The 22,749-nt window shown below is 73.6% G+C and carries 16 protein-coding genes and 1 pseudogene; 9 read left to right on the forward strand and 8 right to left on the reverse strand.

The features are described 5' to 3' along the window. Positions 1 to 5 precede the first annotated feature (5 nt). From CRV15_RS05465 to CRV15_RS05475, 3 genes are read right to left on the reverse strand one after another with little or no spacing between them, the layout of a single operon-like run. Positions 6 to 533 carry a DUF2563 family protein gene (locus tag CRV15_RS05465; RefSeq protein WP_003958237.1) on the reverse strand — a complete coding sequence of 176 codons (528 nt, stop codon included), beginning with the start codon at positions 531 to 533 and terminating at the stop codon, positions 6 to 8. Between the two features lie 59 nt (positions 534 to 592). Next, entirely contained in the window at positions 593 to 1,861 is a 1,269-nt protein-coding gene (mycP, locus tag CRV15_RS05470; protein ID WP_003958238.1) for a type VII secretion-associated serine protease mycosin, read from the reverse strand. Beyond that, the gene (locus tag CRV15_RS05475) at positions 1,858 to 3,072 is read right to left on the reverse strand and encodes a type VII secretion protein EccB (protein ID WP_029183073.1); all 1,215 of its coding nucleotides are present in this window, start codon (positions 3,070 to 3,072) and stop codon (positions 1,858 to 1,860) included. The genes mycP and CRV15_RS05475 overlap by 4 nt, the downstream gene beginning before the upstream one ends. 169 nt (positions 3,073 to 3,241) lie before the next feature. Between CRV15_RS05475 and eccE the strand changes: the two genes are divergently transcribed. The 9 genes and pseudogenes from eccE to CRV15_RS05525 all read left to right on the forward strand — a co-directional run bounded on the left by eccE (position 3,242) and on the right by CRV15_RS05525 (position 15,175). Then, the gene (eccE, locus tag CRV15_RS05480) at positions 3,242 to 4,627 is read left to right on the forward strand and encodes a type VII secretion protein EccE (RefSeq protein ID WP_003962065.1); all 1,386 of its coding nucleotides are present in this window, start codon (positions 3,242 to 3,244) and stop codon (positions 4,625 to 4,627) included. A 17-nt stretch (positions 4,628 to 4,644) separates the two neighbouring features. Beyond that, the gene (locus tag CRV15_RS05485) at positions 4,645 to 5,325 is read left to right on the forward strand and encodes a hypothetical protein (protein ID WP_009997708.1); all 681 of its coding nucleotides are present in this window, start codon (positions 4,645 to 4,647) and stop codon (positions 5,323 to 5,325) included. Between the two features lie 258 nt (positions 5,326 to 5,583). Next, positions 5,584 to 5,817, forward strand: coding sequence for a DUF397 domain-containing protein (locus CRV15_RS05490; protein WP_009997707.1), 234 nt, complete (start codon positions 5,584 to 5,586; stop codon positions 5,815 to 5,817). Between the two features lie 384 nt (positions 5,818 to 6,201). After that, on the forward strand, positions 6,202 to 8,766 hold the full coding sequence (locus tag CRV15_RS05495; RefSeq protein ID WP_009997705.1) for an SCO5717 family growth-regulating ATPase: 2,565 nt from the start codon (positions 6,202 to 6,204) through the stop codon (positions 8,764 to 8,766). A gap of 208 nt (positions 8,767 to 8,974) precedes the next feature. After that, positions 8,975 to 10,792 (forward strand): ABC transporter substrate-binding protein, encoded by a 1,818-nt coding sequence (locus CRV15_RS05500; RefSeq protein ID WP_003962061.1) that lies wholly within the window; start codon positions 8,975 to 8,977, stop codon positions 10,790 to 10,792. Between the two features lie 171 nt (positions 10,793 to 10,963). After that, positions 10,964 to 11,950, forward strand: a complete 987-nt coding sequence (locus CRV15_RS05510) for an ABC transporter permease (RefSeq protein ID WP_003962060.1) — start codon at positions 10,964 to 10,966, stop codon at positions 11,948 to 11,950. Further along, positions 11,947 to 12,834, forward strand: a complete 888-nt coding sequence (locus tag CRV15_RS05515) for an ABC transporter permease (protein WP_003962059.1) — start codon at positions 11,947 to 11,949, stop codon at positions 12,832 to 12,834. The genes CRV15_RS05510 and CRV15_RS05515 overlap by 4 nt, the downstream gene beginning before the upstream one ends. Continuing rightward, positions 12,831 to 13,778, forward strand: a pseudogene (locus CRV15_RS05520) (ABC transporter ATP-binding protein); the annotation flags it as partial. The gene CRV15_RS05515 and the pseudogene CRV15_RS05520, both read left to right, overlap by 4 nt. A gap of 416 nt (positions 13,779 to 14,194) precedes the next feature. After that, positions 14,195 to 15,175 (forward strand): ABC transporter ATP-binding protein, encoded by a 981-nt coding sequence (locus tag CRV15_RS05525; protein WP_003962057.1) that lies wholly within the window; start codon positions 14,195 to 14,197, stop codon positions 15,173 to 15,175. A 315-nt stretch (positions 15,176 to 15,490) separates the two neighbouring features. On the opposite strand, the gene CRV15_RS05530 is transcribed toward CRV15_RS05525, so the two are convergent. The 5 genes from CRV15_RS05530 to infB all read right to left on the reverse strand — a co-directional run bounded on the left by CRV15_RS05530 (position 15,491) and on the right by infB (position 22,736). Next, on the reverse strand, positions 15,491 to 16,435 hold the full coding sequence (locus CRV15_RS05530; RefSeq protein ID WP_009997702.1) for a bifunctional riboflavin kinase/FAD synthetase: 945 nt from the start codon (positions 16,433 to 16,435) through the stop codon (positions 15,491 to 15,493). Positions 16,436 to 17,775: 1,340 nt separating this feature from the next. Then, a complete protein-coding gene (truB, locus tag CRV15_RS05535) occupies positions 17,776 to 18,675 on the reverse strand; it encodes a tRNA pseudouridine(55) synthase TruB (RefSeq protein WP_003962055.1) in 900 nt (299 codons plus the stop codon). Next, positions 18,672 to 19,115, reverse strand: a complete 444-nt coding sequence (rbfA, locus tag CRV15_RS05540; protein ID WP_003962054.1) for a 30S ribosome-binding factor RbfA — start codon at positions 19,113 to 19,115, stop codon at positions 18,672 to 18,674. The genes truB and rbfA overlap by 4 nt, the downstream gene beginning before the upstream one ends. Before the next feature lie 37 nt (positions 19,116 to 19,152). Beyond that, positions 19,153 to 19,446, reverse strand: coding sequence for a DUF503 domain-containing protein (locus CRV15_RS05545; protein WP_003962053.1), 294 nt, complete (start codon positions 19,444 to 19,446; stop codon positions 19,153 to 19,155). Positions 19,447 to 19,640: 194 nt separating this feature from the next. Continuing rightward, on the reverse strand, positions 19,641 to 22,736 hold the full coding sequence (infB, locus tag CRV15_RS05550; RefSeq protein WP_078566370.1) for a translation initiation factor IF-2: 3,096 nt from the start codon (positions 22,734 to 22,736) through the stop codon (positions 19,641 to 19,643). Positions 22,737 to 22,749: the final 13 nt, after the last annotated feature.

Below are 22,749 nucleotides of genomic sequence, written 5' to 3' on the forward strand. Positions count from 1 at the left end.
AAGGATTAACCCAGATCCTTCGGAACGCGGGACTCCTCGGTGAGCTTCGGCTGTTCGGCGGCGAGCGCCTTGTCCCGCTCCCGTCCGAGTCCGCCCTGGATGGTGTGGAAGCGCTGCCTCACTTCGTCCTCCACATTGTTGTAGCCGATGTCGGCCGCGTGAACACCGATGGTCAGCGCTTCGATCTGGCGGCCGAGGGACCGGGAGAGCGAGACGAGTTCGGTGTGCACCCGCTCGTACTGCCGAAAGAATCCGTCCGCCTCGGCGAAAGGCAGATTCGCGCCACTGAACGAGGTGCGGGAAACCCGCTGTTCGGCGACTCTGGCACTGCCGCCCGCCCCGTTCTCGAAATCCGCCAGGAGTGCGGTGACCTGCCGGTGGAAATCCTTCAGAGCGCCGATCTCGCGCTCCAGGTCACCCGGGCCCCCGCCGCCTCCGACTCCGCCGCTCTCCGTATCGAGCACGATGCCGTCCCTCCCCCGTTGTGCACCACCGTCCCGCCGATGATCGGACAAATCATCTGTGCCGATCATCGTGCGACCACTCTATCCACTGCCTATGACAGTCCCAAGTGACTTGCCCCGCAGTGCGTTTATCGGAAATCTCCGGTGATGCGCGCCTTTCGGCGGCGGGCGTCGCGGAGGGCCACGGCTCCGCCGCCGATGGCGGCGACCAGGACCCCGGTGCCGACGACGGCGTAGGTGGCGAGGCGGGCGTCGCGTTCGGCCGCGGACTCGCCGAGGTGGACCTCGGCGGGGGTGGGGGCCTCCGCCCGGGTCGGGCCCTCGCGGGCGGATGGGCGTTCGATGCGCCGACCGTCCCCGGTGAGGGCGCGGACGGGGTCGACGACACCCCAGCCGACCAGACGGTCGTAGCCCGGGGTCGCCCGCTCGGCGGTCTGCTGGATCCGGGCCACGATATGGCGGGGCTCCCAGTCCGGGTGCTTGCTCTTGAGCAGCGCCGCCACGGCGGACACATAGGGCGCGGAGAAACTGGTGCCGTTGTCGGCGCAGTGGCCGCCGCCCGGGACCGTGGTGACGATGTCGACGCCGGGCGCGGCGACGCCGACGAAGTCGCCCGACTGGGAGAAGGCGGCGCGCTCGTTGTCACGGTCGGACGAGGCCACCGCCAGCACCCCCTCGTACGAGGCGGGGTAGGTCTTCTTGACGTTGCCGTCCGCCCCGTCGTTGCCCGCAGACGCGACGACCACCACGCCCCGGTCGACGGCCCGTTCCACGGCCCGCCGCAGCAGGGGGGTGGGTTCCACCGCCTCCGCGGTGTCCTGGGAGATGTTGATGATGTCGGCCCGCTGCTCGATCGCGTGGTCGATGGCCTCGACCAGGGTTTCGGCCGTCCCGTTGCCCTCGGCGTCGTTCTGCTGGACGGGGATGATCGTGGCACCGGGCGCGAGCCCCGAGAAGCCGGTGCCCCCGCGCGGGCGGGCGGCGATGATGCCCGCGACCTTGGTGCCGTGGCCGACGGTGTCGGTGGTGCCGTCCTCCTTGCCGCGCTCGATCTCGTCGCCGTGCGCGTCCTTGAGGCCACGCGGCATCAGATTGACGCCGCTGTCGACGTCGACGGCCGCCCGTAGCTGGGGGTGCCGGACGTCGACTCCGGTGTCGATCACCGCGACCCGTACACCGGTACCCGTGGACTGCTTCCACAGCTCGTCCAGCAGGACCCGCTGGAGCGCCCAGGGGCGGCCCCGGTAGACCTCCCCGGGGTAGGCGCACCGACCCGGGGTGTCGGCGACGGCGACGGGCAGCGGCAGGCCGACGCAGGTCGGAACGGCGGCCGCCGCCAGAACCACGAGGCCGCGGAAGGCGGGCAGCGGGGCGCGCAGGGCCGTCCGCCGCCTCATGAGCCCTGCGGCTGACGCGCGGAGCCGGTGGACAGCCGCGGACCCGTCGGCAGGAACGCGGACCACGCGGCGGGCACCGGACCCGGTTCGACGCCGCCGTAGCCGAGGCAGACGGTGTTGCGGCCGCCCTGGCCGGTGCTCGCGGAGTCGACGGCCTCCGGGAGTCGCTGGGGCCACTTCTTCTCCTGGTGGAAGGCCCTGCCGGGGGTGAAGGCGCCACTGCTGAGGCGTTCGGCCCGGCCGCCCTGGCCGAGGTGGACGAGGGCCTTGCTGTTGAGCAGCAGTTCGGCAGTGAAGTCGGAGACGGGGGCGACCCGGCCGGGCAGGACGACGTACTTCTGTTTCCGGGCTCCGTCGCTGGCTTCGAGGACCGTGCCGACCTCGTTCAGTGCGGACGGCAGCTCGGACGGGGGGATTCCGGCGTCCGTGCCGGGGGCGGGGACCTCGGGGAAGTCGACGCGGTCGCCCCGGTGGAGGGTGTCGAGCCAGGCGCGGGAGACCCGTTGGGGGGCGCGGCCCTGTCCGACGAGCTGGCGGAGGAGGTGTTCCCCGGTGGCGAGGGGGTAGGCGGTCCCGGAGGCGTCGACGATGTAGCGGGTTCTGTCGGGGCCCTCGACATGGAGGAGTTCCCCGCCGCGGAGGCGGTCGGGGCCTTCGGTTCTGTCCTGTTCCCGCGGGGCGAGGAGGAAGGCCGCCTTCTGGATGGTGCGTCCGCCGTCACCGGGACGTTCGCAGACCGCCCAGCGCTTGGGCGATCCCGCCTCTTTCGCGGAGGGCAGCCGATCGGGGGCGTAGGGAATGCCGAGTGTCGCTCCGCGTGGAATGTCTCCCTTGTCGAGTACGGATTCGGCCACCTTGATGACTTTCCCCTTGTCGGGGTCGAGAAGCAGTTTCGCGGAGGACATGTTCAGCACCGGGTGGAGCTGTTTCTCCCCGTCGGTCTCCAGAACGACATAACGGGTGGTGGATCTACTGGCGATGATCACATTCTCGCCGGGCGTGTCCCAGTTCCTGGGAGCCACGGGACGGAACATTCCCCAGGCCGCGAATCCGGCGAGAACGACGACACCGGCGATGGCCCCGGGAACGACGGCGCGAAGCGGACGAGGAGCGCCCTCTTCCGAACCGGTCGTACTGGGCTGAAGAAACTGTGCGATGAGCCTTCGCTTGGCAAAGGTGTATGCGTTGAGTTCATCCCGGCGTGATGCCATGTGCCTGCTGCCCCTCTCCCCGTTGGGCGGGCTCGCCCCCGTATCGCGGCCCCTACTATGCCTGTTGACCATGACGGCTTACCGCCCAGGTAGGGTGATCGCCCGGTCGGCGCCCATGAGGGAATTGGCGATGGCGGACAGAATGACGGACAGAGGGGGCAGCGGGGGGATGGGAACGGGGACACGTGCGCGCGATGGGCGGATTTCCGATCGGCGCCGTGGAACGTCCCGCCACGCGCTCCGTTCCGACCGGCGCTCCGGGTTCCTGCGCCGCTCCCGCGGCCCGTCGTCGCGGTCACGGGGGCCGCGGGACCCGGCCGCGGCGCCTCCCTCCGCCGTGACACCGCGGCCGCTCTCCCGTACCCGCCGGATCGGCCCGCTGCCCCTGCGTCAGCTCGCCCTGGCGGAGATCGCGCTCGCCCTGGCGGCGGTCGGGGTGGCGGCGGGCGGCCTGTGGACGGTCCCTGCCGCGGCGGTCGGCGGTGTGCTGCTGCTGTTCGCGTTCGCCCGGTGGCGCGGCCAGGCGCTCCAGGACCGGCCCGCCGCCGCCCTGGCGCTGCGGACGCGGGTCCGGGCGGCGCGCCCCGCCGCCGCGGAGTGCGATCCGTCGCTCGCTCCGGTCGCCGAGTGGGTACCGGGCTTCGGACCGTATCCGTATGTGGACCGGGAGCGCCGTACGGTCGGGATGGTGGGGGACGGGACGTTCCTGACGGCGGTGGTACGGGTCGAGGCGAACGGTGACGGGCTGCGCCCGGCGTTCGGGGCACGGGCGTTCCCGCTGGCCGTGCTGGCGGGTGCGCTCCTCGTCGACGACATCGCCGTGGAGTCGGTGCAGTGGGTGCAGCAGGTGCGCCCGGCGCCCGCTCCGCATCTGCCGCGGCAGGCTCCGGCCCGGCTGTCGTACGCGCCGTTGCAGGAGCGGACGGGTGCTCCGGCGCTCCGGCTGACCTGGGTGGCCGTGAAGCTGGACCCGGAGCTGTGCCGGGACGCGATCCGGGCGCGCGGCGGCGGACCGGAGGGGGCGCAGCGCGCTCTGGTGCGGGTGGCCGACCATGTGGCGAGCCGGGTGACCGGGGCCGGTTTCCAGGCGGTGGTACTGGATCAGGACGAGCTGAACGCGGCGGTGGCGACGGCGGCGTGCGCGAGTCCGCGGCCGGCCGCGCGGGCGGGGGCGCCGGAGCCGGGTGGGCGGCGGCGGACCGCCGAGACCTCGCGGGTGTGGCGGTGCGACGACCGCCTGCACACGACGTACGCGGTGGACCGCTGGCCGGAGCTGGGGCGCGGCGCGGCTCCGCTGCCGAAGCCGGTGTCGCTGTTGATGTCGGTTCCCGCGTACGCGACGACGTTCAGTCTCGCGCTGCGGCGGGGGGCGCACCAGGGGAGTACGGACCTGTCCGGTCATGTGCGGGTGACGGGCGGTTCCGACAGCGAGTTGACGGCGGCGCGCAGGACGCTGGAGCAGGCGGCGCGGGTGGCCCGGGTGGGGCTGGTGCGGCTCGACCGCGAGCAGGTGCCGGGTGCGCTGGCGACGCTGCCGCTGGGGGGTGCGCGGTGAGGCGGGCGGCGCGCGGGTTGCCGGGTGTCCGGCATCCGGGGCACACCCTGCCCGCCGGGGATCTGGGTGCGCTGTCGCTGCCGGTCGGTGACGACGGTGTGGTGGTCGGTGAGGACGCGGATTGCCGTGCGCTGGTGCTGGGGCTGCACCGGTCGACGCGGTACGACGTGCTGCTGATCGGCGGTCTGTGGACGGCTCAGGTGCTGGCGCTGCGGGCGGCCGGTACGGGTGCGCGGGTGGCGGTGGAGACGGGGCGCGCGCAGGCGTGGACGGCGCTGGCGCGGGCGGCGGGCGCGGGCGTCGACTGTATGACGCTGCACGCGGTGGGGCGGGTTCCCCCGCTGGGGGCGGCGGTGTCGGGGCCGGTGGTGGTGGTACGGGACTGCGGTACGCGTCCGCCGCGCGGCCGGGTGGTGTCGTCGCCGTGGCAGTCGGTGGTGACGCTGCTGCCGTATCTGAGCCCGGTGGCACCGCGGTTGCTGCGGGACTCCGCTCTGGTGGGGGTGCAGCAGGTGTCGCCGGAGGAAGCCGGGCCGATCGGCCGGATTCTGGGGCTGTCCCGGGCGGAGGTGGAGACGCTGCCGACGCTGTCGGAGGGGGTCACCCTCTGGTGCTCGGGGCGGGAGCGGCACTGGGTGCGGACCGTCGCGACGGAGCCGGAGACCGCGCTGCTGGGCCCGGCCCGGCGGATGGACTGAGCGGCGCGGACCGAGTGGCGCGGCAGGGGTGTTGTCCCGGGGCGGGTGTCGCGGGCGGGTTCCCGGAGGTATTCCGTTCCGTCCGTCCGGGTCTGTTCGTACGGTTGTCCATAGGTCCGTTCGTACGGCTGCATCGCCCTCGGTCACCGGGGGTGAGCGGCATAGGATTTCCCCGTGATGCGGTCCGCCGCCGGGCAGGGTGCGAGCGGGCGCCGGGCGGGGTGGCGGGTCGGCCGTCTACCGAAAGGGAGCAGGACGATGGGCAGCGCGCAGGAGAGGGACGAGCTGTACGCCCTCGACATCTCGGGCGTCGAGTGGATCAGTGCCCCCGGCACGGAGGAGCACGAGGAGCGGGTCGAGATCGCCTATCTGCCGGGCGGGGGTGTCGCGATGCGGTCCTCCCTGGACCATGACACGGTGCTGCGGTACACGGCGGCGGAGTGGGAGGCGTTCGTCCTCGGGGCACGCGACGGAGAGTTCGATCTGCAATGAACCGACCTGACAGAGAGTCAGGAACTGTCGTGGTCCACGGCGGTTCCGGGGACACCCCCCACAGCACAGCCGCGGAAACCATCCAGAACAATCCGGAGCATGGCAAAAGCAGCCGATTGAACGGTTGATGACGGGGTACGAAGGGGCCGGGCGCGGCTGACGCGCTGTCCGGCCCCTGCCGGCCGCCCCCTCGCGCGCGACGGCGGCGGCCACCCGTCGGCCTGCCCCGTGGACCTGCCCGACGACTAGGCTGGTACGGACAGCGGCAGGGAAGAACCTGCGGGACGGCCCACCGCATACCCGGGCGGAGGGCAGGGCGGACGGAAAGAGCGCGAACGCCCACCCGCGACGGCACCAGGGTGCTCGACCATTCCAGGAGGCACAGTGAACAGCGATCGGGACGAGATGCGGGGGGAGTGGGACCTTCCCGTCGACGAGTCCGACGCGGAGCCCGCCGAGCTGACGGGTGAGTTCACCATCGACTACACCCCGCCCGCCTGGTACACGCAGAACGTCCCGTCCGCGCCGGACGCGCCGGTCTCCCCTGGTATTCCGTCGGTCGCGCCGGTCGCGCCGGTCGTGCCGGACGCCGCCCCGACTCCGCCGACCGTGCCTGCCGCGCCGACGGGACAGCCGGTCCAGCCGGGTGAGGTGCTCGGCTCCGGGCAGCCGTTCGGCGGGGACGGCGGGGAGCCCGGCGACACGACACGCTTCTCCCCCTCCGCGCCGAAGCACGAGTTCGCCGCCCTGGACGCCGCGAAGAAGGCCATGGCGGAGCGGGAGGCGGCGAAGGCGGCGGCGGACGGCGGCGGAGAGCCCGGCGGACCCGCGGACCGCGCCATGGGCGCGGCGCCGGGTACAGGGGCCGGGAGCGGCTTGCCGGACACCGCCGCGGACACCGGCGGCGCCGGCCCCGTGAGCGGCCCGCCGCAGCACCCCGCCCCGGAGCCCCCGGACCCGGCGCACCCCGCTGCCGTTCCCACCGCCGCACAGGGTCCGCAGGCTCCCGTGCCCCAGGGCGACGGCCTCCCTGGGTCCGCCCCGTGGTGGGCGCCGCCGCCCGCGCCGGAGTCCGGAGTGCCGCCGCTGCCGCCCGCGTTCCAGCCCGCCGCTCCCGCGTCCGCCGCCCCGGGGTGGCCGGGCCCGCAGCAGCCCGCCGGGCCGGGGTCCGTGCCCCCGGGAACCCCGGTGCCGCAGCCGCCCGGACCGCCCGCCGCCTTCGGTCCCCCGCAGCCGGGGTACGGGTTCCCGCCGCAGCAGCCCGGGTACGGGTTCCCGCCACTGGACCCGTCGTCCCCCGCTGCGCCGCAGTCCCCTCCGCCGCAGCGGCCGACGGCCCCGCAGGAGGCCGCAGCCCCGCCGTTCGGGGCTCCGCCGCCGCAGGACGGTTACGGCTATCCGCAGCCACCGGCTCCCGAGGGCGCCGCCCCCCTGCCGCCGCAGCAGCAGCCGTATCCGCCGCAGTTCCCGCAGCAGCAGCCACCGGGGCAGGGGCACCAGGGCCCGTTCCCGGGGCAGCAGTTCGACCCGCAGACCGGCGCCCCCTGGCCCACCCCCGTCACCCACGACCAGCGGGAGCGCGCGGTGCCGGGCGCCCCGCTCGGCTACACCGCCGCCGTGGAGCTGTCCTCGGACCGGCTGCTGCGGAACACCCGGCAGAAGGCCCGTTCCAGCAGGAACCCCTCCGGGGCGTCCCGCTTCCGGCTGGGCGGCAAGAAGGAGGAGGCCGAGCGGCTGCGGAAGCTGGAGCTGATCCGTACGCCGGTGCTCTCCTGCTACCGGATCGCCGTCATCAGCCTCAAGGGCGGCGTCGGCAAGACCACCACGACGACGGCGCTCGGTTCCACACTGGCCACGGAGCGGCAGGACAAGATCCTGGCGATCGACGCCAACCCGGACGCGGGGACCCTCGGCCGCCGGGTGCGCCGGGAGACCGGTGCCACCATCCGCGACCTGGTGCAGGCGATTCCGTATCTCCACTCGTACATGGACATCCGCCGGTTCACCTCGCAGGCGCCCTCCGGTCTGGAGATCATCGCCAATGACGTCGACCCGGCGGTCTCGACGACCTTCAACGACACGGACTACCGGCGGGCGATCGAGGTCCTGGGCCGCCAGTACCCGATCATCCTCACCGACTCCGGTACCGGGCTGCTCTACAGCGCGATGCGCGGGGTGCTCGACCTGGCCGATCAGCTGATCATCGTCTCCACCCCCTCGGTGGACGGGGCCAGCAGCGCGTCGACCACGCTGGACTGGCTCTCCGCGCACGGGTACGCGGAGCTGGTGCAGCGCTCGGTCACCGTGGTCTCGGGGGTGCGCGAGACCGGCAAGATGATCAAGATCGAGGACATCGTGGCGCACTTCCGGACCCGTTGCCGCGGGGTGGTCGTGGTGCCGTTCGACGAGCATCTGGCGGCGGGCGCCGAGGTCGATCTGGACATGCTGCGGCCGAGGACCCGGGAGGCGTACTTCCATCTGTCGGCCCTGATCGCCGAGGACTTCATCCGCGCCCAGCAGCAGCAGGGGCTGTGGACCGCCGACGGCAATCCGCCGCCGACGATGGCGCCGCCGATGCCGGGGTATCCGCAGCCCGGTGCGCCGCAGGGAGCGGGTCCGTACGGGCCGCCGCCGGTGCCGCCGCAGCAGCCGGGGCCCGGACAGCCGTATCCGCCGCAGCCGTCGCCGTACGGGATGCCCGCACAGCCGCAGGGCGGGCCGTCCGAGCCCTCGGCGCAGCACTTCCCGCCGCTGCCGCCCGCCGCTCCGGGGACGCCCCTTCCGGGTGCGCCCGCGCCCGGGGAGGTCCCGCCGCTGCCGCCGCAGCCCGCCGGGTGGCCGGGGCAGCAGGGGTCGTATCCGCTCCAGCCCCCGGCGTCCGCCCCGCAGCAGCCGTCGACACAGCCGCAGCAGGAGGACGGACCGGAGCCGCAGCCGCCCGCCGTCTAGGGAGTGCGGCCCCTGTGGCCCGTATCGCGCACACCGGTGCGCCGTACGGGCCATGCTGCTCTCTCCCGCCCCTCTGTCCTCCCTCGTCTCCCCTGGTCAACGCCGTACGCTCCGTACACGCCGTATCCCGCAATCCGTTGACGGGGCCGGACCGCCCTGGTAGATCTCCCTCTCACCATTCCGTGGAGGACGACGCGAGGTCACCGTCATGGTCATAGAGGTCTCGTTCCGCACCCGCGCTCTGCCCGCTTTATGCACCGCTGCCGCGCTGCTGTCCGTCTCCGCGCTCCAGAGCCCGGCGGCGGCGGACCCGGACGACGGCAAGAAGGTCCTGACCATCGCGCTGTCGCAGAGCGTGGACTCGCTCAGCCCCTTTCTGGCGCAGCGGCTGGTCTCCACCACCGTGCACCGGCTGGTCTATGAGAATCTGACGAACTACGACGCGGCGGACGGGCGGACGATTCCCGGGCTCGCCACCGGCTGGAAGTCCTCGCCGTCCAAGCTCATCTGGACCTACACCATCCGTAAGAACTCCACCTGGTCGGACGGGAAACCGGTCACGGCCGACGATGTGGCGTGGACGTTCAACACGATGATGAAGGACGAGAAGGCGGCGACGGCCAACGGCAATTTCACCGCCAATTTCCGCAGGGTCACCGCGCCCGACCCCACCACGCTCGTCATCGAGCTGAAGCGGGCCCAGGCGACCATGACGGCGCTGGACATCCCGATAGTCCCGCGCCACATCTGGGAGAAAGTGGGCGACTTCGGCTCGTTCAACAACGACAAGACGTTCCCGATCGTCGGCAACGGGCCGTTCGTCATCACGGAGTTCAAGGTGGACGGCTTCATCCGGCTGAAGCCCAACAAGACCTTCTGGCGGGGTGCTCCGAAGTTCGACGAGTTGATGCTGAAGTTCTACAAGGAGAGCGACGCGGCGGTGGCGGCGCTGCGCAAGGGCGAGGTCTCCTTCGTGCACGGACTGAGCCCGGCGCAGGCGGCGGCGTTGAGGAAGACCGAGGACATCGAGGTCAACGACGCGCCCGGGCGGCGCTTTCTCGCGCTCGCCGTGAATCCGGGCGCGCGGTCCCGGGACGGGCGGACCTTCGGCACGGGGCACACCGCCCTCCGGGACCCGGCGGTGCGTGCGGCGCTCTTCCACGCGATCGACCGGCGGGAGCTCGTCGACACCGTCTATCAGGGCCACGCGGTGGAGGGCGAAGGATATGTCCCGCCCCGGTTCGGCGCCTACCACTGGCGGCCCGACGCCCGGCAGAAACGGGTGTACGCGCCGGATGTGGCCGCGTCGCTGCTCGACGGGGCCGGTTATCGGAGGAACGGCGACGGACGGCGGCTCGGCAAGGACGGGAAACCGCTGACCTTCCGCATTCTCTGCCATGCCACCGACCCCAACGAGACCCATATGGGGAAGTACCTCGACAGCGTCTGGGGAAAGCTCGGCATCGACACCCGTCTTGAGTGTCTGGACAATGTCTCCGACCCCTGGCTCAAGGGCGACTACGACATCGCCTTCGACGGCTGGTCCGTCAACCCCGACCCCGACTTCGTCCTCTCCATCCACACCTGTGACGCGCTTCCCGCGACGCCGAAGGACACCGGGTCGACGGACAATTTCATCTGCGACCGGGAGTACGACGAGCTGTACGAACGGCAGATCGCCGAATACGACCCGGTGAAACGCATCGAACTGGTGAAGCGGATGCAGTCACGGCTCTACGACACCGGACTGATGAATGTGCTGCTGTATCCGAACGCGGTGGAGGCGTACCGCACCGACCACATCGCCTCGATGACCACGATGCCGGCCGCGGCCGGGAATCTCTGGGGCCAGGACGGCTACTGGAGCTGGTGGTCGGCCGAGCCCGCCGAGGGGCACGGCGAGGGCGGGGACGGGAACTCGGCGACGGAGGTCGTGGTGGGCATCGGGGCGTTCGTGGCGCTCGCCGTCGCGGTGGGGCTCGTGGTGGCGCTGCGCCGCCGGGCCACGGCCGACACACGTGAGTAGCCCCGGCGGCCCGGGAGCCGCCCCCGCGGCCCGCGGCTCGGGCGGCCACGGCCCCACGGGTGGTCACGGCCCCGCAGATGGGTACGGCTCCGCAGGTGGGCACGGCTCCGCAGGTGGGCACGGCTCCGGCGACGGCCGCGGCTCCGCGGGCGGCCCGGTGGAGAGACCCCGGTGAGCGGCGTCCGCGCCTATCTGCGCCACTGCGGCGGAAAGCTGGGCGGCGCGGCCGTCTCCCTGCTCGCCGTCCTCGTCACCGGGTTCTTCCTGTTCCGGATCATCCCCGGGGACCCGGTGAAGGTGCTCACCCACGGCACCCCGACCACGGCCGAGGAGCTGGCCGCGCTGCGCCGCCAGTTCGGCCTCGACCTGCCGCTGTGGCGGCAGTTCACCGAGTACTGCGGCAACGCGCTCACCGGCGACCTCGGGATGTCGTACCAGTTCCGCGCGCCGGTCGGGGAGCTGATCGTGCAGAAGCTGCCCGCGACGCTCCTGCTGACCGGGGTGGCCGTGGTGCTGTACTCGGCGATCGGGCTCTGGCTGGGCACCCGTACGGCGTGGCGGCACGGCGGCGCCGGTGACCGGCTGCACACCGGCGTGGCCCTCACCCTGTGGTCGGTGCCGTCCTTCTGGCTGGGACTGCTGCTGATCGTCACCCTCTCGGTGGGCGTCGGCCCCGTACCCGGGCTCTTCCCCACCGGAGGGATGGAGTCCGGCGACACCGGCGGGCTCGCGCGCGCCGTCGACGTCGCCCACCACATGGTGCTCCCGGTACTCACCCTGGTGGCTGTGGGATACGCGCAGACCCTGCTGGTGATGCGCGCGTCCGTGCTGGACGAGATGGGCGGCGACTATCTGACGACCGCGCGGGCCAAGGGGCTGCGGGACGCCTCCGTACGACGGCGGCACGCGGTCCCGAACGCGCTGCTGCCGACCGTCACGATGATCTTCATCAATCTGGGGCATGTGGCGGCCGGTTCGATCCTGGTGGAGACGGTGTTCTCCTGGCCGGGCCTGGGCGGGCTGTTCTACCAGGCGCTGCGGGTGCCGGACCTGCCGCTGGTGCAGGGGCTGTTCATGATGTTCGCCGGAGCCATGATCCTGATGAACCTCCTCGCCGACCTGCTCTACCCCCTCCTCGACCCCCGGGTGGCACGATGAGCGGATCACTGGTGTGGGCCCGGCGCCGGGCGGGCACGGCCCGGCTGTGGCACGCGTACCGCGCCCAGCGGGCCGGTCTCCTCGGGCTCGTGGCGCTGGCGCTGCTGGCCCTGGTGGCGCTGGCCGCGCCGCTCCTCGTCGACGAGGACATCAGGGAGATCACCGGTGCGCCCGGCGCGCCCCTGGAGCCGCCGAGCGGGCGGTTCTGGCTGGGCACCGACCAGTTCGGGCGGTCCCTGTTGGAGCTGCTGGCCCTGGGGGCGCGGATCTCGCTGACGGTGGGGCTGCTGGCGGCGGCGCTGTCGGTCGCGATCGGCACGGTCGTCGGGATCGTCGCCGGGCACTACGGCGGCTGGTTCTCCACCCTGCTGATGCGGGTCACGGACTGGTTCCTCGTGATGCCCGCGCTGGTGCTCGCGATCGTCCTGGCGACCGTGATGTCCCGGAGCCTGTGGACGGTGGTCGTCGCCATCGGGGTGACGAGCTGGCCGACGACGGCACGGCTGGTGCGGGCGCAGACGATCGCCGTGGAGGCCCGTCCGTACATCGAGCGCGCGCGGGTGCTGGGCGGCGGGCACGGGCACATCATGGCCCGTCATGTGCTGCCGAATGTGCTGCCGCTGGTACTGGCGCAGACCACGCTGGGGATCTCGGCGGCGATCCTCACCGAGGCGACGCTGGCCTTCCTCGGGCTCGGCGACCCCACGGTGGTCTCCTGGGGCGGGATGCTCCAGGAGGCCCGCGCCACCGGCGCGGTCTCCGCCGGGCACTGGTGGTACCTGGCCCCGCCGGGGCTGGCGATCGCGCTGGTCGCGCTGGCGTTCACCCTGTGCGGACGGGCGGTCGAGCGGGTGCTCGACCCCAAGCTGGGAGTGGGCCGGTGACCCTGCTGGAGATCGGCGGTCTGCGGGTGACCTATGGCACCGGCGCCACCGCCGTACCCGCCGTGCGCGGGGTGGACCTGACGCTGGCGGCGGGCCGGAAACTGGGGATCGCCGGGGAGTCGGGGTGCGGCAAGACCACGCTGGCGATGGCCGTGCTGCGGCTGCTGCCCGCGTCGGCGCGGCTGAGCGGGCGCGTCCTGCTGGACGGCGAGGACGTCCTCACCATGAACTGGGGCAGGCTGCGGGCGGTGCGGTGGGCGGGGGCGTCCATCGTCTTCCAGGGGGCGATGCACGCGCTGAACCCCGTCCAGCGGATCGGCGACCAGATCGCCGAGCCGATCCTGCTGCACCGCGGGGCGACCCCGGCGGCGGCGCGCGCCCGGGTGGGTGAGCTGCTGACGCAGGTGGGGCTGCCCGCCGCGCGGGCGGCGGCGTATCCGCACGAGCTGTCCGGGGGGCAGCGCCAGCGGGTGATGATCGCGATGGCGCTCGCCTGCGACCCCCGGCTGATCGTCGCGGACGAGCCCACGACCGCGCTGGACGTGATGATCCAGGCGCAGATCCTGGGGCTGATCGGACGGCTGGTCGCCGAACAGGACATCGCGCTGCTGATGATCAGCCACGATCTGGCGGTGCTCGCGGACGTCTGCGACCGGCTGGCGGTGATGTACGCGGGGCAGGTGGTCGAGGAGGGACCGGCGCGCACCGTGTACTCGGCCGCGCTCCACCCGTACGGGCAGGCCCTGGCCGCCGCCTTCCCGCGCATCGGCGACCCGGCCTCCCGCCGCGCCCCGCGCGGGCTCCCCGGCGACCCGCCCGACCCGGCGGCGCTGCCCCCGGGGTGCGCGTTCCACCCCCGGTGCGCGGTGGCGGTGGAGCGGTGCGCGCGGGAGGAGCAGCGGCTCACGGTGTTCGGGGCGGGCGACACGGAGGCCGTGGTCCGGCCGCGCGCCGCGGCCGACGACGACCGGGCCGTACCGGGGCCGGGCGCCCCGGCCGGGGACCTCCCGGTCGCGGACGCTCCCCCCGGGGGCGGCGAGCCGGGACCGGCGCTCCGGCCGGTGCCCGGGACGGACGCCGAGGGACCGCCCATCCCGCCGGACGCTCCCGGCGAGGAGACCCGTTCCGGCGGTGTCGGCACCCGCGTCCGCACGGGAGACGGCCGGGACGGCGGCCCACCGGACGCCCCTGGCACGGTCCCGGCGTCCGGGGGCGGTGACGACGGCGGTCCCGGGGACGGCACATCCGCGGACGGTGTGTCCGCGGACCGCGCGGCGCATCGGGTGGCGTGTGTGCGGGTCGCGCCCCCCGGAGCGTGCGACGGAGACCGAGGCGAGGGCAGTGGCGAAGGAGGGGTCGGATGAGCGAGGGTCCGCTGCTGACGGCCGCCGGGCTCCGGGTGTCGTTCCCCGGGCGGCGGGGCGGACCGCCCGCGCACGCTGTCGACGGGGTCGACCTGGAGATCGGGCGGGGCGAGATCGTCGCGCTGGTGGGCGAGTCCGGCTGCGGCAAGACCACGCTGGCGCGGGCGCTGCTCGGGCTGGTGCCCGCGGAGCGGGGCGAGGTGGCCTTCGACGGCGCCCCGCTCGACCGCACCGCGCGCGGCCTCAAGGCGTACCGGCGGCAGGTGCAGCTCGTGCTCCAGGACCCGCGCGGGGCGCTCAACCCCCGGCACACGGTGTACGACGCCGTCGCCGAGGGGCTGCGGATCCACCGGGTCGGCGGGGACGAGCGCGCCGCGGTGGCCGAGGCTCTGTCCCAGGCGGGGCTCCGGCCGCCCGAGCGGTTTCTGCTGCGCTGTCCGCACGAGCTGTCGGGCGGACAGCTCCAGCGCGTCGTGATCGCCGGGGCGCTGGCCCTCGGCCCCCGGCTGATCGTCGCGGACGAGCCGGTGGCCTCGCTCGACGCCTCGGTGCGCGGGGAGATCCTGGCGCTGCTGCTGCGGCTGCGGGACGAACTCGGCCTGTCCGCGCTGGTCGTCACCCACGATCTGGGGCTGGCGTGGAACATGGCGGACCGGGTGGCCGTGATGTACCTGGGCCGGATCGTGGAGTGCGGCACGGTGGAGGACGTGCTCACGGCGCCCCGGCACCCGTACACCAGGGCCCTGCTGTCGGTGCTGCCGGAGTCACGGGAGGCACCGGTGGTGCTGACGGGAGAGCCGCCGGACCCGGCCCGGATTCCCGGCGGCTGCCGCTTCCACGCCCGTTGCCAGGTGCTGGCCTCGGGCGAGGCGGAACGGGCGGGGGTCGCGGACCGCTGCCGTACGGAGGCGCTGACGGTGCTGCCGGGCGCGGGGGTGGCGTGCCACTGGGCCGGGATTGGCGCCCAGACCGCCTAGGCCGGTCGCCACGACCGTCCGTCCGGCGTGCCCCGGCGCGGCACTCCCCCTGGGCCTGGCGGCACGGGTGGGGGCGGTCCCGGCACAGCGAGGGGACGTGCTCCACCACGGGGACTCCCCTCCTCCGCCTGCGCCTGCGCCGCTCCACCGCGGGCGGAGATACCGCCCCAGCCGGACCCCGCCTCCGGGCGGACAGACGCCGCTGTGACGCCGCTCCCTGGCCGTACGGAGCCGCAGCGGGCGCGCCGGCGGACGCGTCAGCGGCGCGGCGGCCGGGGCGGGCGCGGCGGGACCAAGGCCCGGGACAGGGGGCCGTCAGTGGCCCGCGGTCAGCTCACGGCACTGTTTGACGTCGTCGGCCATCGCGACGAGCAGCTCGTCCACGGAGGCGAACTTCTGCTGCCCCCGGACATAGGCGAGGAAGTCCACGGCCACGTGCAGCCCGTACAGATCCAGCCCGACCCGGTCGATGGCGTACGCCTCCACCGTCCGCTCGGTGCCGTCGAACTGCGGGTTGGTACCGACCGAGATCGCCGCGGGCATGCGCTCGCCGTCGGCCGTCAGCCAGCCCGCGTAGACGCCGTCCGCCGGAATCGCCGTGTGCGGAAGGGTTTCGACGTTCGCCGTCGGGTAACCCAGTTCACGGCCGCGCTGCGCGCCCCGGACGACGATGCCCTCGACACGGTGCGGACGGCCCAGGATCTCGGCCGCGCCCGCGACATCGCCCTGGGCGACCAGGCGGCGGGTCAGGGTGGACGAGAACGGCTGTCCGCCGCCCGCGGCGCCGGAGACATAGAGGTCGACGACCTCCACCGCGTAGTCGTAGGACGTGCCCAGCTCGGCGAGGAAGTCCACGGTGCCCGCGGCGCGGTGGCCGAAGCGGAAGTTGGGGCCCTCGACGACGAGGCACGCGTGCAGCTTGTCGACGAGGACCTTGACGATGAAGTCCGCGGGCGAAAGCTGCGAGAACCCGGCGGTGAACGGGAGGATCAGTACCGCGTCCACCCCCAGCTCGGCCATCAGCTCGGCGCGGCGGTGGTGCGGCGCCAGCAGCGGCGGGTGGCTGCCGGGGCGCACGACCTCGCTGGGGTGCGGGTCGAAGGTGACGACGACGGACGGCACCGACAGCTCACGGGCGCGCTCCACCGCCCGCCCGATGATGAGCTGGTGCCCGCGGTGCACCCCGTCGTAGGAGCCGATGGTGACGACGCTGCGTCCCCAGTCCTGGGGGATGTCCTCCAAGCCACGCCAGCGCTGCACTGTGACCGCTCCTCGCCCGAACCCGTGTACCGAATGCCGCTGTGGCGGCTGTCGGCGAACTGCCGACTGTGCAGGTCTAAGACTGCCATGCCCCGGGCCGTCGGTCGGCATCGGCATCGGCCCCCCGGGGGCCGGGCGCCCGGGCGGCCATGGCGGCGGGCGGCGCGGGTTCCCCGCCCGAATCCTCGGGCGGCCGGTCGGCGGCGAGTTCGCCGAAGCCGGGGCACTCCCCCGCGAGCGCGAGCAGCCGCCGCCGGAGGCGGGCGGTGCGTCACGGGTACGGGTGAGGACCCGCGCGGTACGGCGCAACGGTGCGCGGGGCTCGTCGGGCGGGCGGCCCCGTGGCCGAGGGCGGCGGCCCGCAGAAGGTACGCCTCCCGCCACCCGGGGTGGCCGGGCTGTCCAGGGGGGAGGCGAGGTGCCGTCCGCACACATCGACGAGGGCGGTGAGCCGTTCGGCCCGCAGCGGCCGGGAGGGGGCGCTGACCGGCGTGGCCACAGCGGCGGCGAAGGCCGGGCACACCCCGGGGGACCTCCCGGAGCAGACCGCTGACCAGCGGGAACAGAACCGCTCTGGCGGCGATCGGCGAAGACGGCGGCGGGCGGTGCGCCCTCCGGGTGCCGCCGCACGTACTCGGCGACGAGCACGGCGGCCCGGCAGACGGGCGCGGGCACGGTGACCCCGGCGGGGGCGCGCGGCACGTCCCCGGCACCCGCGTCCTCGGCGATCCGGGGCCGGAGGGCGACGCGTACGGGCTCGGGGTGGGTGGCCAGGGCGGAGCCGAGCGCGCGGGCCTCGCTCCAGCCGCGCGGGGACAGCCGCAGCCGGGTGCCGGGCACGATGCGCCGCCGGGCGCTGACGGGACGGGCGGTACCGCGAGGCCCTGGGTGCCCACGAGGCGAGGGCGAGGCCGGAGCGGGACAGCGGCACGATGGCGTCGGCCGCGGCACGGCAGACCCGTTCTCCCGGCGCGTGCGGCACCACCCGGATCAGCCCGTCGGCACTCCCGTGACCGGTGACGACCGTCCCCGGCCGATCGGCGACGCATCCGGTCCCGGTGGGACCGCAGAGGGGTACGGGCGTCCTCTGTCCACGGCGGCGGGGCGGCGCTGACCGACCGCTGAAGACGGCCCGGGGAAAGCGCCTCCGGGTGCGCCTCGGTTCGCTCCAAGAGCCGGTGCGTCACGTGTCATGCGCCCCGTCCGGAGTCCGCGGATCGCGCGCGGTCCCACCGGGGCCGGGACCGGTGCCGGGGACACGCGTGCCGGGGCACCGGCGAGGGCGAACACGGGCGCGGGGCGGTCGTCGAGCCGATCGACCGCCCCGCCCCGGGCGTACGTCAGACGAACACGGCGAGGCTCTTGGCCTTGCCGCGCTCCTCCTTCACCAGGGCGAGGAATCGCTCCTCCGGCCCGAAGACGGCGACCGGTTCGGCCTCGTACGCGGGCATGTCCAGCCGTACACCGTTCACCAGCAGCCGGGCGCGCCGCTCGTCCACGTCCCAGCGGGGGAACGCCGCCGCTGCGGCCTCGGCGATCGGCATCACGGCCAGCTCCTCCTGGAGCTGGTCGAGCGTCCTGGCCGCGTCCAGGCCGTACGGGCCGACCCGGGTGCGGCGCAGCGCCGTGAGATGCCCGCCGACGCCCAGCGCGGCGCCGAGGTCACGGGCGAGGGCACGGATGTATGTGCCGGAGGAGCAGACGACGGAGACCACCAGGTCCATGACCGGGGTGCCGTCCTCGGCGCGGTCCTCGCGCATGTCGTAGACGCGGAAGGAGGAGACGGTGACCGGGCGGGCCGGGATCTCGAACTCCTCGCCGCCGCGGACCCGGGCGTAGGACCGCTTGCCGTCGATCTTGATGGCGCTGACCTTGGACGGGACCTGCATGATCGCGCCGGTGAGGGCGGCCACGCCCGTGTCGACGGCCTGGCGGGTGACCGCGGAGGCGTCGGCGGACGCGGTGATCTCGCCCTCGGCGTCATCGGTGACGGTCGTCTGACCGAGCCGGATGGTGCCGAGGTACTCCTTCTCCGTGAGGGCGAGGTGCCCGAGGAGCTTGGTCGCACGCTCGACGCCGAGCACCAGCACACCGGTGGCCATGGGGTCGAGTGTCCCCGCATGGCCGACGCGGCGCGTCCTGGCGATGCCGCGCATCTTGGCGACGACGTCGTGCGAGGTGAAGCCCGACGGCTTGTCGACGATGACGAGGCCGTCGGGCGGGGTGGGCCGCTGTGTCATTCGGAGGCTTCGTCCTCGTCCTCGGGCTTGCGGTACGGGTCCGCCTCCCCCGCGTACGCGGCGCCCGAGGAGACCTCGCGCACCCGGGCGTCGGAGGCCCGTGCCTGGTCGAGGAGGTCCTCGATGTTCCGGGCGTTCTCCGGGAGGGCGTCCGCCACGAACGTGAGCGTCGGGGTGAACTTGGTCCCGGCGGCGGCCCCGACCGCGGAGCGCAGCACGCCCTTGGCGCTCTGGAGCCCGGCGGCGGCGCTGGCCCGGGCCTCGTCGTCACCGTAGACCGTGTAGAAGACCGTGGCCTCCCGCAGATCGCCGGTGACCCGGGTGTCCGTGATGGTCACATGGGTGCCGAGCCGCGGGTCCTTGATGCCGCGCTGTAGCTTCTCGGCGACCACCTCCCTGATGAGGTCCGCCAGTTTCTTCGCCCGCGCGTTGTCGGCCACTGGTCCTTCTCCTTATTTCCTGCTGCTTGCCTTGCCATCAGTCTTCGTCGCTGTGGAGCCTGCGTCGAACCGACAGCAGTTCCACCTCGGGTCGGCCGGCGACAAGGCGCTCGCACCGGTCCAGCACTTCTGTGAGGTGCCCTGTGTCACCCGAGACCACCGCGAGGCCGATCTCGGCCCTGCGGTGGAGGTTCTGGTCCCCGGTCTCCGCGACGCTGACCGCGTATTTGCGGTGCAGCTCGGCGATGATCGGACGGACCACGGAGCGCTTCTCCTTGAGCGACCGTACGTCGCCGAGAAGCAGATCGAAGGAGAGCGTCCCCACATACATAGGTGTACCCGGATGTCCCGCCGGTTCGGGTTCATGACGCCTGCCAGCGCTTGGCAGGAACATCTGAACCGTACACGCAGGGCCGGGGCCGTTCGACGGAAATATCCCCGCCGACCGGCCCCGGGCGCTGTCCTTCGCGGGCCGCGGGGAACCGCACGCGGTGTGCGGTTCCCTGCGGCCGGTACGGTGCGTGATCAGCCGCGCGGCTTCTCGCGCATCTCGTAGGTCGCGATGACGTCGTCGATCTTGATGTCGTTGTAGTTTCCGAGGTTGATACCGCCCTCGAAGCCTTCGCGAATCTCGGTGACGTCGTCCTTGAAGCGGCGCAGGCCCTCGATGTTGAGGTTCTCGGCGACCACCTTGCCGTCGCGGATGAGACGGGCCTTGGTGTTCCGCTTGACCTCGCCGGAGCGGATGAGCACACCGGCGATGTTGCCCAGCTTGGAGGAGCGGAAGACCTCGCGGATCTCCGCCGTACCCAGCTCGACCTCTTCGTACTCGGGCTTGAGCATGCCCTTGAGGGCCGCCTCGATCTCCTCGATGGCCTGGTAGATCACCGAGTAGTACCGGACCTCGACACCCTCGCGCTCCGCCATCTGCGAGGCACGGCCGGCCGCGCGGACGTTGAAGCCGATGACGATGGCGTCGGAGCCCATGGCCAGGTTGATGTCGGACTCGGTGACCTCGCCGACGCCGCGGTGCAGGACCCGGATGTCGACCTCCTCGCCCACGTTGAGCTGGAGCAGCGAGGACTCCAGGGCCTCGACCGAACCGGACGCGTCGCCCTTGATGATGAGGTTGAGCTGCTGGACCTCGCCCGCCTTGAGCACCTTGTCCAGGTCCTCGATGGAGACCCGGCGGGTGCGCTTGGCGAACGCGGCGTTGCGCTCACGGGCGGCGCGCTTCTCGGCGATCTGGCGGGCGGTGCGGTCCTCGTCGACGACGAGGAAGTTGTCACCGGCGCCGGGGACGTTGGTCAGACCGAGGACGAGGACCGGGGTCGACGGACCCGCCTCTTCCACGTTCTCGCCCTTGTCGTCGAGCATGGCGCGGACACGGCCGTAGGCGTCGCCGACGACCATCGTGTCACCGATGCGCAGCGTTCCGCGCTGGACCAGGACGGTCGAGACGGCGCCGCGACCGCGGTCGAGGTGGGACTCGATCGCGATGCCCTGCGCGTCCTGCTCCGGGTTGGCCCGCAGGTCGAGCGAGGCGTCGGCGGTGAGGACGACGGCCTCCAGCAGGTCCTGGATGTGCAGACCCTGCTTGGCGGAGATGTCGACGAACATGGTGTCGCCGCCGTACTCCTCGGCCACCAGGCCGAACTCGGTGAGCTGACCGCGGACCTTGGTCGGGTCGGCACCCTCGACGTCGATCTTGTTGACCGCGACCACGATCGGCACCTCGGCCGCCTTGGCGTGGTTCAGCGCCTCGATCGTCTGGGGCATCACACCGTCGTTGGCCGCCACTACGAGGATCGCGATGTCGGTCGACTTGGCACCGCGGGCACGCATGGCGGTGAACGCCTCGTGACCCGGGGTGTCGATGAAGGTGATCCGGCGGTCCTCGCCGTTGACCTCGGTCGCGACCTGGTAGGCACCGATGTGCTGGGTGATGCCACCGGCCTCGCCCGCGACGACGTTCGTCTTGCGGATCGCGTCGAGCAGTCGGGTCTTTCCGTGGTCGACGTGACCCATGACGGTGACGACCGGCGGACGGGAGACCAGGGCCTCGTCGCCGCCCTCGTCCTCGCCGAACTCGATGTCGAAGGACTCCAGCAGCTCGCGGTCCTCCTCCTCCGGGCTGACGATCTGAACCGTGTAGTTCATCTCGTCGCCGAGGAGCTGGAGCGTCTCGTCGGAGACGGACTGCGTGGCCGTGACCATCTCGCCGAGGTTCATCATGACCGCGACGAGCGACGCCGGGTTGGCGCCGATCTTCTCCGCGAAGTCGGTGAGCGAGGCACCGCGCGACAGGCGAATGGTGTCGCCGTTGCCGCGGGGCAGCATCACGCCGCCGACCGACGGGGCCTGCATGGCCTCGTACTCCTGGCGCCGCTGCCGCTTCGACTTGCGGCCACGACGGGCCGGGCCGCCGGGACGGCCGAAGGCGCCCTGTGTGCCACCGCGGCCACCGGGGCCGCCGGGACGGCCACCGAAGCCGGGACGGCCGCCGAAGCCACCGCCGCCGCCACCGGGGCCACCGCCGCCGGGACGACCGGCGAAGCCGCCGCCGCCACCGCCGGGACGACCGCCACCGCCGCCACCGGGACCGCCGGGACGACCGGCGAAGCCGGGACGACCGCCGCCGCCACCGCCGCCGCCCGGACGGCCGCCGGGGCCGCCGCCGGGACGCCCGCCCGCACCGGGACCGGGACGCGGTCCGGCAGCGGGACGCTGCGGCATCATGCCCGGGTTCGGGCGGTTGCCCGCGGGGCCGCCGCCGGGGCGGGGGGCCTGCGGACGCGGCATCGAGCCGGGGGTGGGACGGGGAGCGCCGCCCTGCGGGGCCTGGGGACGCGGAGCGCCGCCGGGACCGGCCTGGGGACGCGGGGCGCCGGGGGCACCGCCGGGACGCGGAGCGCCCGGACGCGGGGACTGCGGGCGCGCCATGCCGGTGGAGCCACCGGAGGTGAAGGGGTTGTTGCCCGGGCGGGGACCCGCCGGGCGGTTGCCGCCGGGGCGCTGACCGCCCTGGGCCGGACGCGCCGGACGGTCGCCGCCGGGGCGCTGACCGCCGTCACGCTGACCGCCGTCACGCTGGCCGCCGGGGGCACCCGGACGGGCGCCGGGGCGCGGACCGGGGGCGGCGGGGCGCGGGGCCTGCGGGGCCGCGGGCTGGGCAGCCGCCGGAGCGGAGAACTCCGCCGGAGGCACCGGGGCCGCGGGACGCGCGGGGGCGGGCTTGGGACCCGGACGCGGGCCCGGGGAGGGCGCGCTCGCGGGCGCACCGCCGACCGGGGCGCTCGGGGCGGCCGGCCGGGGGGCCGGTGCACCGGGCTTGGGCGCACCGGGCTTGGGCGCGGCCGGGGAGGGCGCGCCGGGGACAGGGCCGCCCGGACGGGGGGCGGCGGGGGTGGGCGCCGCCTTGCGGGGCGCACCGGGCTTCGCTGCGGGCTTTCCGGCGGAGCCGGACCCCTGCAACGCGTCAGTCAACTTGCGTACCACCGGCGCCTCGATCGTCGAGGAAGCCGAACGGACGAATTCACCGAGTTCCTGGAGCTTGGCCATGACGACCTTGCTCTCCACACCGAACTCCTTGGCGAGTTCGTATACCCGGACCTTAGCCACTTCGCTCCTTTGA

It is taken from the genome of Streptomyces clavuligerus (assembly GCF_005519465.1).
Lineage (GTDB): Bacteria > Actinomycetota > Actinomycetes > Streptomycetales > Streptomycetaceae > Streptomyces > Streptomyces clavuligerus.